Origin of the sequence: Kitasatospora albolonga, from assembly GCF_039535905.1 — a bacterium.
Classification (GTDB): Bacteria; Actinomycetota; Actinomycetes; order Streptomycetales; family Streptomycetaceae; genus Kitasatospora; species Kitasatospora albolonga.
Genome location: NZ_BAAAYB010000098.1, coordinates 150,034 through 165,238, shown reverse-complemented (window position 1 = coordinate 165,238; position 15,205 = coordinate 150,034). Strand labels below are relative to the sequence as shown.

Sequence of the window (15,205 nt, the reverse complement as noted above, 5' to 3'; positions counted from 1 at the left end):
TCGGGAACGGCTAAGGATTCTCACCAATCCTTCAGAACGCTCCTTACGACAACTGAATCGGACATGCGGAAAACTGTGGCCCAAGGTCCTGTCAGCTATGGAGGTCGTCCGTGAGCACCGAGCACGTGAGTGGGGACTCGCGTCCCGAGGAGGAGCGCACCTCCACGGCCCGGGAGGCGGCTGACACCGCGTCAACCGCCGCCCCCGCCGCGCCCGCCGACACGGTGGCCCTCGGCAAGGTCGCGCCCCCGGCGCCCTCCTACCTGGACGCGCCGCCGCCGGTGCTGCCGCCCGCGCCCGCCGCCCCGCCGGCCCCCGCGCCCGTCGCCCCGCCCGCCGCGCCGCCCGCGCCCGCTGCCGCCGCCCCGTCCTACCTCGACGCGCCGCCGCCGGTGGTCCCGTCCGAGAACCCGTACGCGGTCCCGGCCGCCGCCCCGCTGCCGCCGGTCGCCGACCCGCACGGCCACCCGCACCCGCACCCGCAGCCGCAGGCGCACCCGCACCCCTTCGGCGCGGGCACCCCGCTCGGCGGCTGGGCCGCCCCGCCCGGTGGCGGCGGCCCCGGTCTGCCCGGGTACCCGGAGTTCCCGGGCGCGGCCACCCCGGTGCCCGGCCGCAAGCGCGGCGGTCTGATCGCCCTGGTCGCGGCCGTCGCCCTGCTGGCCGGTCTGGCCGGCGGCGCGATCGGCGTCTCCGTCGCCGACCGGGACGGACGCACCTCGTCCTCCTCCGGCCGGGGCTCCAGCACCACGGTGCAGGCCAGTCAGAACCAGCAGGCGGTCAACCGGGCGCCCGAGTCGGTCGCCGGGATCGCCAACAAGGCGCTGCCGAGCGTCGTCACCATCAAGGCGCAGGGCTCCGGCGAGTCCGGCACCGGCACCGGCTTCGTCTTCGACACCGAGGGCCACATCCTCACCAACAACCACGTGGTGGCCCCGGCCGCCAGCGGCGGCAAGCTGACGGTCCGCTTCTCCGACGGCTCCTCCTACGCCGCCTCGGTGGTCGGCCGGGCCCAGGGCTACGACGTCGCGGTCATCAAGCTCGACAACCCGCCGAAGGACAAGCTCGTCCCGCTGGCCCTCGGCGACTCGGACAAGGTCGCGGTCGGCGACGCCACCATCGCGATCGGCGCCCCGTACGGCCTCGAGGGCACCGTCACCACCGGCATCGTCAGCGCCAAGGACCGCCCGGTCGCCTCCGGCGACGAGACCAGCGCGCAGGCCTCCTACATGAACGCGCTGCAGACCGACGCCTCGATCAACCCGGGCAACTCCGGCGGCCCGCTGCTCGACGCCTCCGGCGCGGTGATCGGCATCAACTCGGCCATCCAGTCGAACAGCAGCGGCTCCGGCCGGGCCGGCTCGATCGGCCTCGGCTTCGCCATCCCGATCAACCAGGCCAAGCGCGTCGCCGGCGACCTGATCGCCAACGGCACCCCCGTCTACGCGATCCTCGGCGTGCTGCGCAACGACGACTACAAGGGCGACGGCGCCCAGATCCAGACCTCCTCCGTCCAGGGCAAGCCCGCCGTCACCCCCGGCGGCCCCGCCGACCAGGCCGGCCTCAAGCCCGGCGACGTCATCACCAAGCTCGGCGGCCACGTCATCGACAGCGGCCCCACCCTGGTCAGCGAGATCTGGACCTACAAGCCCGGCGACAAGGTCGAGGTCGAGTACACCCGCGACGGCAAGACCGCCAAGACCACCGTCACCCTCGGCGAGCGCAAGGGCGACAACTAAAGGGTGTGCACGGATCCCCGTGGGAACCGTTAGGCTGACCTCCGCCTGGAGAGTTGCCCGAGCGGCCTAAGGGACCAGTCTTGAAAACTGTCGTGGCGTGACCCGTCACCGTGGGTTCAAATCCCACACTCTCCGCTGCGGCGAGGCCCCCGACCACCAGGTGGTCGGGGGCCTCGGTCGTTCCCGAGCGGGCGTCAGATCAGCAGGCCGCCGCTGACCTCCAGGCGCTGGCCGGTGGTCCAGCCGGCGGCGGGGGAGGCGAGGAAGGCGACCATCTCGGCGATGTCCTCGGGGGAGCCGATGCGGTCGAGGGCGGAGAGGGCGGCGAGTGAGGCGGCCGCCTCGGGAGTGGTGCGGCGGCGGGCGTTCATGTCGGTGGCGACGTAGCCGGGGGCCACGGTGTTGACGGTGATGTTGCGCGGGCCGAGGTCCTTGGCCAGGGCCAGGGTGAGGGCCTCCAGGGCGCCCTTGGTCATGGCGTAGCCGATCGACTCGGGGAAGGAGACCCGGGTGGCGGCGGAGGAGATGTTGACGATCCGTCCGCCCTCGCGCAGGTCGGGCAGCAGCCGCTGGATCAGCAGCAGCGGTGAGCGGGTGTTGACCAGGTGCAGCCGGTCGTAGTGCTCGGCCGAGAGTTCGGCCAGGTGGCCGCCGCCGGAGAGGGCGGCGTTGTTGACCAGGACGTCCAGGCCGCGGTCGGCGCCGACCGCGGCGAGCGCCTCCCAGAGCCGTGCGCAGAGCAGGTCGGGCCCGTCCAGCTCGGCCAGGTCGGCGCCGGCCGCGACGGCCCGGCCGCCGTCCTTCTCGATCAGCCGCACCGTCTCCTCGGCGGCGGCCTCGTTCACCCCGTAGTGGACCACCACCAGTGCGCCGTCGGCGGCCAGTCTGCGGGCGATGCCCCGGCCGATCCCCCGGCTGGCACCGGTGACCAGTGCGGTCTTGCCCTCCAGCGCTCCCATCGGAGCCCCCTCTCCGGTCGGAAATCCTTCGCGGCGATCCAACCACAGTGCGGTGATGGACATGTGACGGAGTGACAGAAGCGGGATTGTCCGTGTCGGGGTGCGGGCGGAGAGTCGTTCGTACGGTGGGGGAGCGGCTTCGACGGAGAGGCGGGCGGGCGCGATGGGCATCCCTGGAGAGGACACGCCGGCGGTCCGCGGCGGGCACGTGCTGGCGGAGGCGTCCGCAGGTCTGCCGCAGGTGATCCTGATCGCGGACGGCGGTGAGGAGCGGGTGGCGCTGCGGGCCCGGGAGATCCTGGAGGCGGCGGGGGTGGCCACCCGGGTGGTGGCGATGTCCTGTCCGGCGCGCTTCGACCGCCAGCCGCGCGAGTACCGGGAGCGGGTGCTGCCCTGCGGTGCCGGGGTGCGGGTCTCGGTCGGGGCCGGCGCCTCGCTGGGCTGGTACGCGCTGGCCGGCCAGGCCGGTGCGCCGGTGGGCCTGGCGGGCGCGGGCCTGTCGGCGCCGTACCAGACGCTGTACGAGCAGGTGGCCTTCGCCGCCGAGCGGGTGGCCGCGCGGGCCCGGCTGAGGCTGGCCGAGGTGCGCGACCGCGTCGCCTGATCCACCACGACGCGCAGGGCCCCAGGGCGCCGTCCGGCTTCGCCGGGCGGCGCTCCGTCGTTCCCGTCCCCGGTCTGCGATCTGACGCAGTACCGGGCCCGGTGCCTCAGGAAGGGCCGATCTGGCGAAGTGGCCGACGGACCACCGGGAATTCGGGAATTCCGATGCCAGGAATTTCGTCGGCGACCGGTCAATTGCCAAAACAATCCAACCGGACGGTTCCTAGTGACAGGGTTGCGTCCACCTGACGGAGTGTCAAAGTCGCCGTTGACCAGCCAGTTTGCGCTACTCAAACTCAAGTAAAGGTTGCCTTCCGCACTGAATCCACAACATTGTCCGGATATTCGGCAGCCGCGCTTTCCGGGCAAATGGAAAAGAATTCATGACCACGGAGGTTCTGAGTGAGTAGCGACGTCATGGCGGCACAGTCGGCTCCGGCCGGCCCGCCGCTGTCGGAGAGCGAACTCCAGTACTGGAAATCTCTCCCCGCCCAGCAGCAGCCTGCCTGGGAGGACGCCGAGCAGCTGTCCCGGGTGACCGCCGAGCTGTCCGACCGCCCGGGTCTGGTCACCCCGGCGGAGCTCGCCGAGCTCCGCGGCCTGCTGGCCGAGGTGGCCACCGGCCGCCTCCAGGTGGTCCAGTCCGGCGACTGCGCGGAGGACCCGGCGGAGTGCGAGCCGGGCTACGTGACCCGCAAGGTGGGTCTGCTGGACGCGATGGCCGGGGTGGTCTCGATGAACACCCGGCGCCCGGTGCTGCGGATCGGCCGGATGGCCGGTCAGTTCGGCAAGCCGCGCTCCAAGCCGACCGAGACGGTCGCCGGCGTCGAACTCCCGGTCTACCGGGGGAACATGGTGAACAGCCCCGAGCCCGACCCGGAGCTGCGCCGGCCGGACCCGACCCGGCTGCTGGCCGGTTACGACGCCGCCGCGCGGGCCTTCGACGCGCTGCGCGAGCGCGCCGACGCCGGCCTGGCCGCCGCCGGTGCTCCGGTGTGGACCAGCCACGAGGCGCTGCTGCTGGACTACGAGGTGCCGATGCTGCGCCGCACCGACGACGGCCGGCCCTACCTGGCCTCCACCCACCTGCCGTGGATCGGCGACCGGACCCGCCAGCTGGACGGCGCGCACGTGGCGCTGCTGGCCTCGGTGGCCAACCCGGTGGCCTCCAAGGTCGGTCCGAGCATGAGCATCGAGGACCTGCTGACGCTCTGCCGCACGCTCGACCCCCGAGCGCGAGGCGGGCCGGCTGGTGCTGATCGCCCGGATGGGCGCCGACAACGTGGCCGGGAAGCTGCCCGCGATGGCGGCCGCGGTCAAGGCCGAGGGGCACCCGGTGGTCTGGCTGACCGACCCGATGCACGGCAACACGGTCAACGGGCCGGGCGGGCTGAAGACCCGTCTGGTGGAGACCGTGGTCCGCGAGGTGCGCGCCTTCCAGGACGCGCTGCTGAGCGTCGGCGCGGTCCCGGGTGGTCTGCACCTGGAGACCACGCCGGACGACGTGACCGAGTGCGCCCGGGACGAGCGCCAGCTCGACCGGATCGGCGAGAAGTACACCAGCTTCTGCGACCCCCGGCTCAACCCGGAGCAGGCACTTGAAGTCGCGGCTGCCTGGCGGGGCTGACCCGGCCCGGCGCCACCCCTCCTACCGGCCGACAACGGTCGATCCTCCTCGATCTTTGGGGTCGAAATGAGCATTCACGGAATGGAAAACAAGGTCGCGATGGTCACCGGCGCGGCCGGCGGCATCGGTGAGGCGGTCGTCCGAGGGCTGGTCGAGCGAGGTGTGACGGTCGCCCTGGTCGACCGGAACGGCGACCGGCTGGAGGACATCGCCAAGGAGCTGCGGAACGCGGGCGGGCGGGCGGAGGCGTTTCCGGCCGACGTGACCAGCAGCACCGATGTCGAGGAGGTGGTGGACTCGATCGAGCGTCAGCTCGGCGGGATCGACTACCTGGTGAACGGGGCCGGCGTGCTCCGGCTCGGTCCCGCCAAGGAGCTGACCGACCAGGACTGGGCGACCACCTTCGCGGTCAACACCACCGGGGTGTTCTTCATCTCCCGCGCGGTGGTCAACCGGATGGTGGAGCGCGGGCACCGCGGCGCGATCGTCACGGTGGCGTCCAACGCCGCCGGCACCGCGCGGGTGGACATGTCGGCGTACGCGGCCTCCAAGGCGGCGGCCACCATGTTCACCAAGTGCCTGGGTCTGGAGGTCTCCAAGTACGGCATCCGCTGCAACGTGGTGGCGCCCGGCTCGACCGACACCCCCATGCTCACCGCGCTCTGGTCCGACGGTGACGACAGCGCCTCGCGGGCCTCGATCGAGGGCGTGGCCGAGGTCTTCCGGGTGGGCATCCCGCTCGGGCGGATCGCGCAGCCCTCGCACATCGCGGACGCGGTGCTCTTCCTGCTCTCGGACCAGGCCGCGCACATCACCATGCACGACCTCACCGTCGACGGAGGCGCCGCGCTCGGGCACTGACCAGGGCCGGCGCCCCACCGCCGGCCGCCGGGGCTGCGGGTCGTCCCACCGGCCCGCAGCCGCCCCGACGCCGCGTCGGCAACCGTACGGAACAGCAGAGTTGAGAGGACAAGCGTCATGGGGATCCCGACCATCAGCCCGTACCCGATGCCCCAGCAGGGCGACCTGCCGGAGAACACCGTCCAGTGGACCGTGGACCCGGCCCGCGCGGTGCTGCTGATCCACGACATGCAGAAGTACTTCCTCAAGCCCTTCGAGGCTGGCGAGTCCCCGGTCACCCAGCTGGTGGCCAACGCCACCCTGCTCCGGGACCGCGCCGCCGAGCTCGGCATCCCGGTCGCGTACACCGCCCAGCCCGGCGGCATGACGCCCGAACAGCGCGGCCTGCTCAAGGACTTCTGGGGCCCGGGGATGACCATCGACGCCGAGCACAAGCAGGTGGTCGAGCCGATCGCCCCGGCCGAGGGCGACCTGGTGCTGACCAAGTGGCGCTACAGCGCGTTCCACCGCACCCAGCTGCTGGAGTTCCTGCGCGAGCAGGGCCGGGACCAGCTGGTCGTCTGCGGGGTCTACGCCCACATCGGCGTGCTGGCCACCACCCTCGACGCCTACACCCACGACATCCAGCCGTTCCTGGTCGGCGACGCGATCGCCGACTTCACGCTCGACTACCACCGGATGGCGCTCAAGTACGCCGCCGAGCGCTGCGCGATGGCGGTCACCACCAAGGCCGTGCTCGCCGACCTGGACTGAGCGGACGGGGCCGGAACGCGACGGAGCAAGCACCAGAAGCGGCGCCAACGGACAATGGAGGAAAGCAACATGACGGACAGTCAGGCCGGGCAAGAGCTGCTGGAGCGGATCCTCTCCGGGCGGCAGTCCGGCTACGCCCTGCTGTACCGGCCGGAGGCCGGCGGGCCGGGCCGGGTGGACCTGCTCGGCGGAGAGGTGGCCGAGGTCGCCCGGCTGGCCGACATCCCGCTGGCCGAAGGGGAGCCGACCGCCACCGGCCGGGCCGAGCACGAGGTGCTCGCCCTGGTGCCCTACCGCCAGATCGCCGAGCGCGGCTTCGCCGCCGCCGACGACGGGGCGCCGCTGCTGGCGCTCGCCGTGCGGGAGCAGGCCTCGCTGCCGCTCGACCAGGTGATCGCACAACTCCCGGACCAGGCGATCGAGTTGGCGAACGGCGCGTTCGACGTGGACGACCAGGAGTACGCCGGTGTGGTCCGGCAGATCCTGGCCGAGGAGATCGGCAACGGCGAGGGCGCCAACTTCGTGATCCGGCGGGCCTTCGTCGCCGACATCACCGACTACACCCCGGCGGCCGGCCTCACCTTCTTCCGCCGTCTGCTGGAGCGCGAGCGCGGCGCCTACTGGACCTTCGTCATCGACACCGGTGAGCGCACCTTCGTCGGCGCCACCCCCGAGCGGCACATCAGCCTCTCGGGCGGCGTCGCGGTGATGAACCCGATCAGCGGTACCTACCGCTACCCGGCCGGCGGGCCCGAACTCACCGGCGTGCTCTCCTTCCTGGCCGACCCCAAGGAGGCGAACGAGCTCTACATGGTGGTCGACGAAGAGCTCAAGATGATGGCCCGGATCACCGAGTCGGGCGGCCGGGTGACCGGCCCGCACCTGATGGAGATGGCCCGTCTGGCGCACACCGAGTACTTCATCGAGGGCGAGACCTCGCGCGACCCGCGGGAGATCCTGCGCGAGACGCTGTTCGCCCCCACCGTCACCGGCAGCCCGCTGGAGAGCGCGGCCAAGGTGATCAAGCGTTACGAGCCCAAGGGCCGCGGCTACTACAGCGGCCTGGTCGCGCTGATCGGCCGCGACGCGGAGGGCGGTCGCACCCTGGACTCCTCGATCCTGATCCGCACCGCCGAGATATCCGCCGCCGGTCGCCTGAGCATCGGCGTCGGCGCCACCCTGGTCCGCGACTCCCGGCCGGAGTCCGAGGTCGCCGAGACGGCGGCCAAGGCGGCCGGCCTGCTGGCCGCGTTCGCCACCCGCCCGGCGGGCGCCGCCGCCCCGGCCGAGCCGGTGCGCTTCGCGCGGCACCCGGACGTGCTGGCCGCCCTGGCCCAGCGCAACCTCGCGCTGGCGCCGTTCTGGCTGGAGGACACCGCGGAGCGTAAGCGCCCCGTCCCCGGGCTGGCCGGCCGCCGGGTCCTGGTGGTGGACGCCGAGGACACCTTCACCGCCATGTGGGACCACCAACTCCGGTCGCTGGGGCTGGAGGTGACGCTGCGTCGGTTCGACGAGGAGTACTCGCTGGACGAGGACTGGGACTTGGTGCTGCTCGGTCCCGGCCCGGGCGACCCGCAGGAGGTGGACCACCCGAAGATCGCCCACCTGCACGGCGCCACCCGCCGGCTGCTGGCCTCGGGCACGCCCTTCCTCTCGGTCTGCCTGAGCCACCAGGTGCTCTGCGCGGTGCTCGGCCTGGACCTGGTCCGCCGGGACATGCCCAACCAGGGCGTGGCCAAGAAGATCGACCTGTTCGGCCGGACCGAGCTGGTCGGCTTCTACAACACCTTCGCCGGGCACTCCGAGCGGGACCTGCTGCGGCTCCCGCTCGGCGACGGCGGGGCCGAGGCCGAGGTGGAGGTCAGCCGCGACCCGGCCAACGGCCAGGTGCACGCGCTGCGCGGGCCCGGCTTCCGCTCCATGCAGTTCCACCCCGAGTCGGTGCTGAGCCAGGACGGCCTGCACATCATCACCGACACCCTGGTCTCGCTGCTCGCCTCCTGAGCCCGGACCACCCCCGACCCGTGCGGGGCGGCCCCCCTCCCCGGCCGCCCCGCACGAAGGCCTTCCACGAACCGATCCGGCCGAGTTGGAGCAGTCACATGCGCGTTGTCGTGGTCTGGTGGGACCTCGCCGAGTCGAAGGCGGGCATCGAGGAGCTGCGGGCCTTCCTGCGGGACGAGGCGGTCGAGCGCTTCACCGGTCACCCCGGGCTGGTCCACAAGAGCTGGATCTCCGACCTGGAGGCCAACCGCTGGGGCGCGGTCTTCCTCTGGGAGTCCGCCGAGGCGGCGGGGCGTCCGCTCCCGCCCCGGGCCGCCGAACTCATCGGGTACCCGCCCACCCACCGCTGGGCCTTCGACGTCGAGGCCGGCGTGCTGGGGGCCGAGCACCGGCTGGCCGGTCTGGCCGGACTCGGCCTGGCGTTCGGCTGACGGCCGCTCGGTTGCCCGCTCAGGGCCCCGCCCGGGCCCGACCGGCCGGAGAGCGTCGGTCGAAGTGACGTAGAGCGCGGCTGAGTTGACGGTGCTCTGGCAGGAGGCCCCGCCCCGGGTCGTAGACTGGCGGCCGATCCGATCGGGGAGGGGCCGATGGCGGCTGAGCCGCTCCGGCGGCTGCGTGCGGCCGCCGTCAACATCGACGGTGTGATGCTCGACGACACCTTCAGTCCGGTGATCCACCACTTCGTCACCAGCCGGGGCGGCGCGTACACCGCGGAGGTGGAGCGCCGGATCTTCTCGCAGGACCAGCGCAGCGCTGCCGCCGCCGCCGCCGAGGCGGCCGGCCTGGACTGGCCGGTGGAGCGCGTCCTGGAGGTCTACTTCCGGGAGCGCGAGGAGTACCTGGCCCGGCGCCCGCTCCAAGTCCTCGACGGCGCACCCGAGATGGTGGCCCGGCTGCGCGCCCTGGGCCTGCGGACGGTCTGCTACGGCGGCCTGTCGAGGGCCCACTTCGAGCGCGAACTCGGCGAGCACACCGCACTGTTCGACGATCCGGGCTATGTGTGCACCGACGGATTCCGCCCCGGTGTCCGGGAGATCGTCGTGGACGTGCTGGGGCTGCGCCACGACGAGGTGCTCTTCGTCGACGACGTGGCCCGGGTGGCCGAGGTCGCCCGTGGGCTGGGGACGGCGTTCATCGGTCACCCGAGCGGGTTCGAGCACGGCTTCCAACCGCGGCTGATGCGGGAGGCCGGGGTGCGGCACCTGGCGGCGGAACCTGCCGAGGTGGACGAGGCACTGGTGCGCGCGGTGGACGAGGAGGCCGCCACCGGGAGGCTGTGGAGCTGAGGCCGAAGAGGCGGGCGTGACGCGGCGTCAGGCCGGGCTGCACACCCACGGGTGGCTGAGCTCGGCGGTGACCCGGCCGCGGCCGGACGAGGAGACGGCACCGGTGCGGCTGCCGCGGAGCAGACAGGTGGGCACGGTCAGCGTGCTGGCGAAGACCGTCCGGCCCCCCTGCTCGGCGCGGACCGAGACGGTGCGCCGGTTCGGGTGCTCGACGGGCAGCTCGACCGCCTCGACGAAACAGGGCGCGTCGAACTCCACGTAGTGGCTGAACTCCGAGCTGGCCGAGGAGACCAGGGCCGCCTCCGGCACCATGATCCGGGCCGCCTGCCGGGCCGCCTCCAGCATCACCATGCCCGGGACGTGGTCGCCGGGGTGGTCGAAGAGCACCGGGTGCCGGGTGTCCAGCCGCAGCTGCCAACGGTCCCGCTCACCGGTGGCCGAGAGCACCACGTCCGCCGGGGAGAGCCGGCCGACCAGGGCGGGATCCACCGGCGGGGTCGGCTGCACGTGGACGAGCGGTGACACCACCCGGTTCTCCCGGACCCGGCGGTAGACCTCGGGGCTCATGAAGGTGGCGCTCACGTTGGCGACGGCGGCGATCTGACCGTCCCTCAGCAGCGTCATCTGGTACCGCAGACCGGCCACCCGGCGCCCGTGCTGCCTGGTCACCGTCGTGCTGACCAGCACCTCCAGCTCGGCCGGAGTGTCACGGACGGTGAGCTGGTGGAGTACCGCGGTGAACTCCAGGTCGTGCAGCAGAAAACGGCTCGTGAGAGGTACGGCGAACTCAGCGTGGGCGAGTAGAGTACCAACCTGCCGGATGGTTTCTGCTATGAGAGTGGAGTCGTGGTGAAGGCCGTCGGGCGAGCCGAAGAAGCTGTGACCGCGGGGCCACTGGGCCGAGACCGAGAAGAACCGGTCGTCGATCCGGCGCCAGCGGGTCAGCAGGACCTCGGCCACGGCGGCGCGGTGCACCAGCTCCTTGGGCACAGTGGTGGTGAAAGACGCAGGTGGGGCCAGTAGGGAGTGCAAGGAAGTGGTGCTTGTCGGGCGGTGCACCGCCTCGACTCCGAGTGCGGTGGCCGAGAGCAGGTCAGACATGGTCCCCCCCAAAGGATCACTGTCAGCAGACGGGCGACGACGCGCAGCAGGCACTTACAATACAGGGCAGCCGGTTTATTTGTAGACCCTGATACCTCGAACTCCGACAGCAGTCCAATGCCTGTCATGAACGGATCAAAGTAAGACGGGAGAGAGCCAGCCCATGGCACAGCAGGAACGGGCAGTCCAGACCAGGAGGAGCATCCTGCTCGGCGCGGCCCAGGTGTTCGACGAGTACGGATATGACGCCGCCTCGATCAAGGAGATCCTGGTCAGGGCCCAGGTGACGAAGGGCGCCCTCTACTTCCACTTTCCGTCGAAGGAGGAGTTGGCCCGGGGCGTGCTCCAGGAACAGACCGTCTATCTGGACATTCCGGAGAACGTCTCGAAGCTCCAGGAATTGATCGACCTGACGATGGCGGTGGCTCACATGCTTCCCGTCTCGCCGCTGCTGCGGGCCGGCCTGCGGCTGGCCATGGAGCGGGGTTCGGTCGACTTCTCCGACAGCAATCCGCTACTGGCCTGGGCCGGGGTGTGCGGTGGTCTGCTGGAGAAGGCGAAGGGGCTGGGGGAGGTGCTGGCGCAGGTGGACGCCAAGGAGACGGCCGAAATGCTGGTCGCCAGCTTCGCCGGGGTGCAGACCTTCTCCCAGGCGGCCACCAACCTGGCCGACATGGAGGAGCGGGTCTCGGTGCTCTGGCGGCACCTGTTGCCGACCATCGCACTGCCGGCCACCCTGGTGCGGCTCGACGCGGCATCCGGCCGGGGGGCCAGGGTGCTGGCGATGGCCGGCCAGGACTGAGCACGGGGCGGCGTCGGGAAGGCGGAGGGGCAGACACTCCGTCGGAACGGCACGTCAGCGGGCCGAGTGGCCTGCCCGCCCCGCGACGGAGGCCGCGATCGGATCGCCGATCGGATCCCCGGCCGGAACGTCCACGGAGGGACGGGGCGAGGTGCGGATGTCGTCCAGCTGCTCCGCGGGGACCAGCAGCGGGAGCACGGCCTGCCAGAGCCGGGTGATCACCTTGGGCTCCAGCCAGTCCCGGTCGCGCCGGGCGATGATCTCCACCCCCGCGGTGGCGGCGGCGAGCAGCCCGGCCGCCTCCTCGACCCCGGCCTCGGGGTGCATGCGGCCCGCCGAGGCGCTGCGGGAGAGCTGACGGGTGATCAGGCGGATCCAGGCCGGATGGGGGTTCGGTCGCTGCTGCTCGGTCAGTCCGTTGTCGTCGGTGAGCCGCAGGCCGGCCCGGAAGACGATGTCGGTGGCCAGCAGGTGCGCCAGGCCGTGGCTGAGGTCGATCAGGTACTGCAGCGGACAGCCGCCCGCACGCCGGGCCCGGCGGACGACCTCACGGAGTCCGTGCCGCGACTCGGCCATGACCGCCTCGGCGAGCAACTCCTTGGAGCCGAAGTGGAAGTAGAGCGCTCCCTTGGAGATCCCGGTCGGCCGGGTCACGTCGTTCAGGCCGGTCATCGCGAAGCCCACCTGGTCGAACGAGGCGGCTGCTGCCCTGATCAGGACCATGCGGGTGCGTTCGGCGCGTTCCTGACGGGCCATCAAGGCTCCTCCCTGGTGGCGCCGGTGGCCCCGCGCGAAGCCCCGGTTTGCTGAGTGTTCATCTTCCGGAATAGCGTAACAAACCGCTTACCCGGTATTTCTAAGGTCTGTCATGTTTCCTCTGGTGACCTTGCGCTGGCGGTGCGTAAGATGACGGAGTCAGCAAAACCAACCAGTCGGTTCTGTACTGTATCCATCACCAGCATCTGCTGTCTGGCTGCGCGGCGCCGCCCGGCGCCCCACCGGACGGTGACCACGGAGGAGGGGACGGGGGCTGTGGAAGGTGTTAGCGAGAAGAACGTTCCTGAGCACATCTGGGGTGACGTGGCGGACGACTTCGTCACGGAGTTCTCCCGCCGGATGCTGGCTTCGCTGAAGCGTCGCGACCAGCGTGCCCGCGGGGAGTGGTACATCTCGGGCTTACTGTCGGTGCAGGGCCGCAAGTCCATGCGGGCCTTGGCGGCGGTGGCCGGGTACGGAGCCGCAGAGCAGAGCCTGCACCACTTCATCAGCGACTCGTCCTGGCGGTGGGGGCCGGTCCGCCAGGCGCTGGCCAAGCACCTGGACCGGGTGCTGCTGCCGCAGGCCTGGGTGCTCAACTCGATGGCCATCCCCAAGGCCGGCGAGCACTCGGTCGGGGTCGAGGAGTCCTTCCGGACCGAGCTCGGACGGGTCGTCAACAGCCAGCAGGCGTACGGGGTGTGGCTCGCCAGCGAGGACATGAGCGCACCGGTCAACTGGGGCCTGGTACTGCCGGCCGACTGGCTGGCCAACGAGGAGCGGCGCAAGCGCGCCAAGATCCCGGACGAGGTCTCGGCCACCACTCCGGAGCTCTGTGCCGTCAACAGCGTGGTCGAACTGGCCGCTCCCGACTGGGGGTTGCGCCGCCGCCCGGCGGTGCTGGACGCCCGCGAGCTGGACGCCGCCACCCTGGTCGAGGAGTTCTGCCGGCGCGGGGTCCCGTTCGTGATGCGGGTGAGCGGGTCGACCAGGCTGGTCGGCTTCGACGGCAGCCTGCCGGGGCGCGGCGAACGGGTCTTCCAGGCCCAGCAGTTGATCGAGTGGGCGAAGCGCTTCTCCCGGCCGGTGGGCTGGGTGGACCCGGACTACTCGATCACCCGCTCGATCCTGGTCAGCGGGACCAGGGTGACCATGCCGACGGTCCGGCGCCCCGGCATGATGGTGCCGCCGGAGCGCGCGCTGGCCCTGGTCGGCGGCTGGTCGGGCTCCAAGGGCAAGCCCGCCGAGCTCTGGCTCTCCAACCTGGTGGACGTGCCGCCGGTCGCACTGCTGCGGCTGGGCCGGCTCACCCGGCGGGTCGCCAAGGACTTCGCCGAGGTCTCCGGCCGGGTCGGGATGCGGGACTTCGAGGGACGCTCCTACGCCGGCTGGCACCGGCACGCCACCCTGTGCTCGGTGGCCCACGCGATCTCGGTGCTCTCCACCGCGCGGCGCCAGGGCTTCGACAAGTCGCAGGAGCTGTCGGCCTGATGGCGGCCCGGGGGCGGGAGACGGCGACGGGCGGGGTGGCCTGCGCACGGTCGTGCGACGGCCACCCCGCCCGACGGACCGTCCGGGCCTCCCGGGAGCGGGTCGGCCCGGACGGGCGGGGCGGGTCAGTCCGCGCGGCGGAGCAGCTCCTCCTGGGCCGCGCGGCGCAGCGCCGCGATCGGCACGTCGCTCCGGCCGGTGAGCAGCTCCAGCTGACGGGCGGCCTGGTGGACCGCGAAGGAGACGCCGTCCACGACGGTGGAGCCCGCGAAGCCGGCCGCCTTGACCAGCCTGGTCGGCCAGGCCGAGGTGACGACGTCGAAGACGGCGGCCCGGGAGTGCATCACGGCGGCGGCGAAGGTGTCGGCGGCCCCGGCAGGCAGGGTGGAGATCACCAGGCCGGCCCCGGGCAGCAGGGCCTCCAGGCCGCCGAAGGTGTGCACGTCCACGGCGATGCCCAGGCGGCCGGCCGCGGCGGTGGCCTCGGTCGCGCGGCTTCGGTCGCGGACCACCACCGAGGGCTCCAGCACGCCGAGTTCGCGCAGCGCGGCCAGTGCCGAGCAGGCCGTGGCTCCGCCGCCGAGCACCACCGCCGAGCCGGGTGAGGTGACCCCGGCCTCGCGCAGCGCGGTCAGCATGCCGTAGACGTCGGTGGTCTCCCCGTGGCTGCGGCCGCGGCGGAACACCACGGTGTTCACCCCGCCGACGTCCAGCCCGAGGTCGGAGACCTCGTCGATCAGCGGCAGCACCGAGCGCTTGAGCGGCATGCCGAGCGCGAAGCCGGCCCAGCCGCTCTCCAGACCGGCCAGCACGCCGGGGAGTTCGGTCTCGTCGCACTCGATGTTCTGGTACGACCAGTCCAGGCCCATGGCGGTCAGCCCGGCTCGGTGCAGCGCCGCGGTGATCGACTGGCCGACGGGTGAGCCGAGCACCGCGGTGCGTCGGGCGGCCTGGCGGGGCGGCGTGCTGCTCTCCAGCACGGGGGGCTGTTCGATGCGCATCGTCGTGCTCCTTTCGCCAGGGGGAACGGCCTACCGGACGGGCAGGTTCCACTCACTGTCCCGGTTACCGCCCAGCTTAGGTAGCGGTGGACCGGAAGCGGGTGGGCCGCCTGACACAGAGTCACGTTCGGGGACGACCTGACGGCTTTTGACCCCCACTCCGTCACGCATCGTTGATTGTCATGCTCACCATGCCATTTTGCCTGTCAATCAAGCAGCTGA

At 71.9% G+C, this 15,205-nt stretch carries 13 protein-coding genes, 1 tRNA gene and 1 pseudogene; 11 read left to right on the top strand and 4 right to left on the bottom strand.

The window, feature by feature from the left end:
- Positions 1-110 precede the first annotated feature (110 nt).
- A complete protein-coding gene (locus ABD946_RS24960; protein ID WP_345287200.1) occupies positions 111-1,739 on the top strand; it encodes a S1C family serine protease in 1,629 nt (542 codons plus the stop codon).
- A gap of 47 nt (positions 1,740-1,786) precedes the next feature.
- Positions 1,787-1,874: transfer RNA gene (locus tag ABD946_RS24955), tRNA-Ser, on the top strand.
- Positions 1,875-1,933: 59 nt separating this feature from the next.
- Here ABD946_RS24955 and ABD946_RS24950 read toward each other — a convergent pair.
- Entirely contained in the window at positions 1,934-2,698 is a 765-nt protein-coding gene (locus tag ABD946_RS24950) for an SDR family NAD(P)-dependent oxidoreductase (protein WP_345287198.1), read from the bottom strand.
- A 163-nt stretch (positions 2,699-2,861) separates the two neighbouring features.
- Between ABD946_RS24950 and ABD946_RS24945 the strand changes: the two genes are divergently transcribed.
- The 7 genes and pseudogenes from ABD946_RS24945 (at position 2,862) to ABD946_RS24915 (ending at position 9,832) form a co-directional block, all read left to right on the top strand.
- Positions 2,862-3,302, top strand: coding sequence for a transketolase-like TK C-terminal-containing protein (locus tag ABD946_RS24945; RefSeq protein ID WP_345287196.1), 441 nt, complete (start codon positions 2,862-2,864; stop codon positions 3,300-3,302).
- 416 nt (positions 3,303-3,718) lie between these two features.
- Positions 3,719-4,928, top strand: a pseudogene (locus tag ABD946_RS24940) (3-deoxy-7-phosphoheptulonate synthase).
- Positions 4,929-5,009: 81 nt separating this feature from the next.
- Positions 5,010-5,789, top strand: coding sequence for a 2,3-dihydro-2,3-dihydroxybenzoate dehydrogenase (locus ABD946_RS24935; RefSeq protein WP_345287194.1), 780 nt, complete (start codon positions 5,010-5,012; stop codon positions 5,787-5,789).
- 117 nt (positions 5,790-5,906) lie between these two features.
- The gene (locus ABD946_RS24930; RefSeq protein WP_345287192.1) at positions 5,907-6,542 is read left to right on the top strand and encodes an isochorismatase family protein; all 636 of its coding nucleotides are present in this window, start codon (positions 5,907-5,909) and stop codon (positions 6,540-6,542) included.
- A gap of 69 nt (positions 6,543-6,611) precedes the next feature.
- Positions 6,612-8,546 carry an anthranilate synthase family protein gene (locus tag ABD946_RS24925; protein ID WP_345287190.1) on the top strand — a complete coding sequence of 645 codons (1,935 nt, stop codon included), beginning with the start codon at positions 6,612-6,614 and terminating at the stop codon, positions 8,544-8,546.
- 98 nt (positions 8,547-8,644) lie between these two features.
- Positions 8,645-8,977 (top strand): hypothetical protein, encoded by a 333-nt coding sequence (locus ABD946_RS24920; RefSeq protein WP_345287188.1) that lies wholly within the window; start codon positions 8,645-8,647, stop codon positions 8,975-8,977.
- 156 nt (positions 8,978-9,133) lie between these two features.
- Complete coding sequence (locus tag ABD946_RS24915; protein WP_345287186.1) at positions 9,134-9,832, top strand: HAD family hydrolase; 699 nt, start codon at positions 9,134-9,136, stop codon at positions 9,830-9,832.
- A 27-nt stretch (positions 9,833-9,859) separates the two neighbouring features.
- Here the strand turns inward: ABD946_RS24915 and ABD946_RS24910 are convergent, their stop codons facing one another.
- Complete coding sequence (locus ABD946_RS24910; protein ID WP_345287184.1) at positions 9,860-10,822, bottom strand: ScbA/BarX family gamma-butyrolactone biosynthesis protein; 963 nt, start codon at positions 10,820-10,822, stop codon at positions 9,860-9,862.
- 274 nt (positions 10,823-11,096) lie between these two features.
- On the opposite strand from ABD946_RS24910, the gene ABD946_RS24905 reads away from it, so the two are divergent.
- The gene (locus ABD946_RS24905) at positions 11,097-11,735 is read left to right on the top strand and encodes a ScbR family autoregulator-binding transcription factor (protein ID WP_345287182.1); all 639 of its coding nucleotides are present in this window, start codon (positions 11,097-11,099) and stop codon (positions 11,733-11,735) included.
- Positions 11,736-11,789: 54 nt separating this feature from the next.
- Here the strand turns inward: ABD946_RS24905 and ABD946_RS24900 are convergent, their stop codons facing one another.
- Positions 11,790-12,491 carry a ScbR family autoregulator-binding transcription factor gene (locus ABD946_RS24900; protein WP_345287180.1) on the bottom strand — a complete coding sequence of 234 codons (702 nt, stop codon included), beginning with the start codon at positions 12,489-12,491 and terminating at the stop codon, positions 11,790-11,792.
- Positions 12,492-12,767: 276 nt separating this feature from the next.
- On the opposite strand from ABD946_RS24900, the gene ABD946_RS24895 reads away from it, so the two are divergent.
- Positions 12,768-13,982: an IS701 family transposase gene (locus tag ABD946_RS24895; protein WP_345287178.1), complete on the top strand. Its 1,215-nt coding sequence runs from the start codon at positions 12,768-12,770 to the stop codon at positions 13,980-13,982.
- Between the two features lie 125 nt (positions 13,983-14,107).
- Here ABD946_RS24895 and ABD946_RS24890 read toward each other — a convergent pair whose 3' ends face one another.
- Positions 14,108-14,983, bottom strand: coding sequence for a shikimate dehydrogenase (locus tag ABD946_RS24890; RefSeq protein WP_345287176.1), 876 nt, complete (start codon positions 14,981-14,983; stop codon positions 14,108-14,110).
- Between the last annotated feature and the right edge of the window lie 222 nt (positions 14,984-15,205).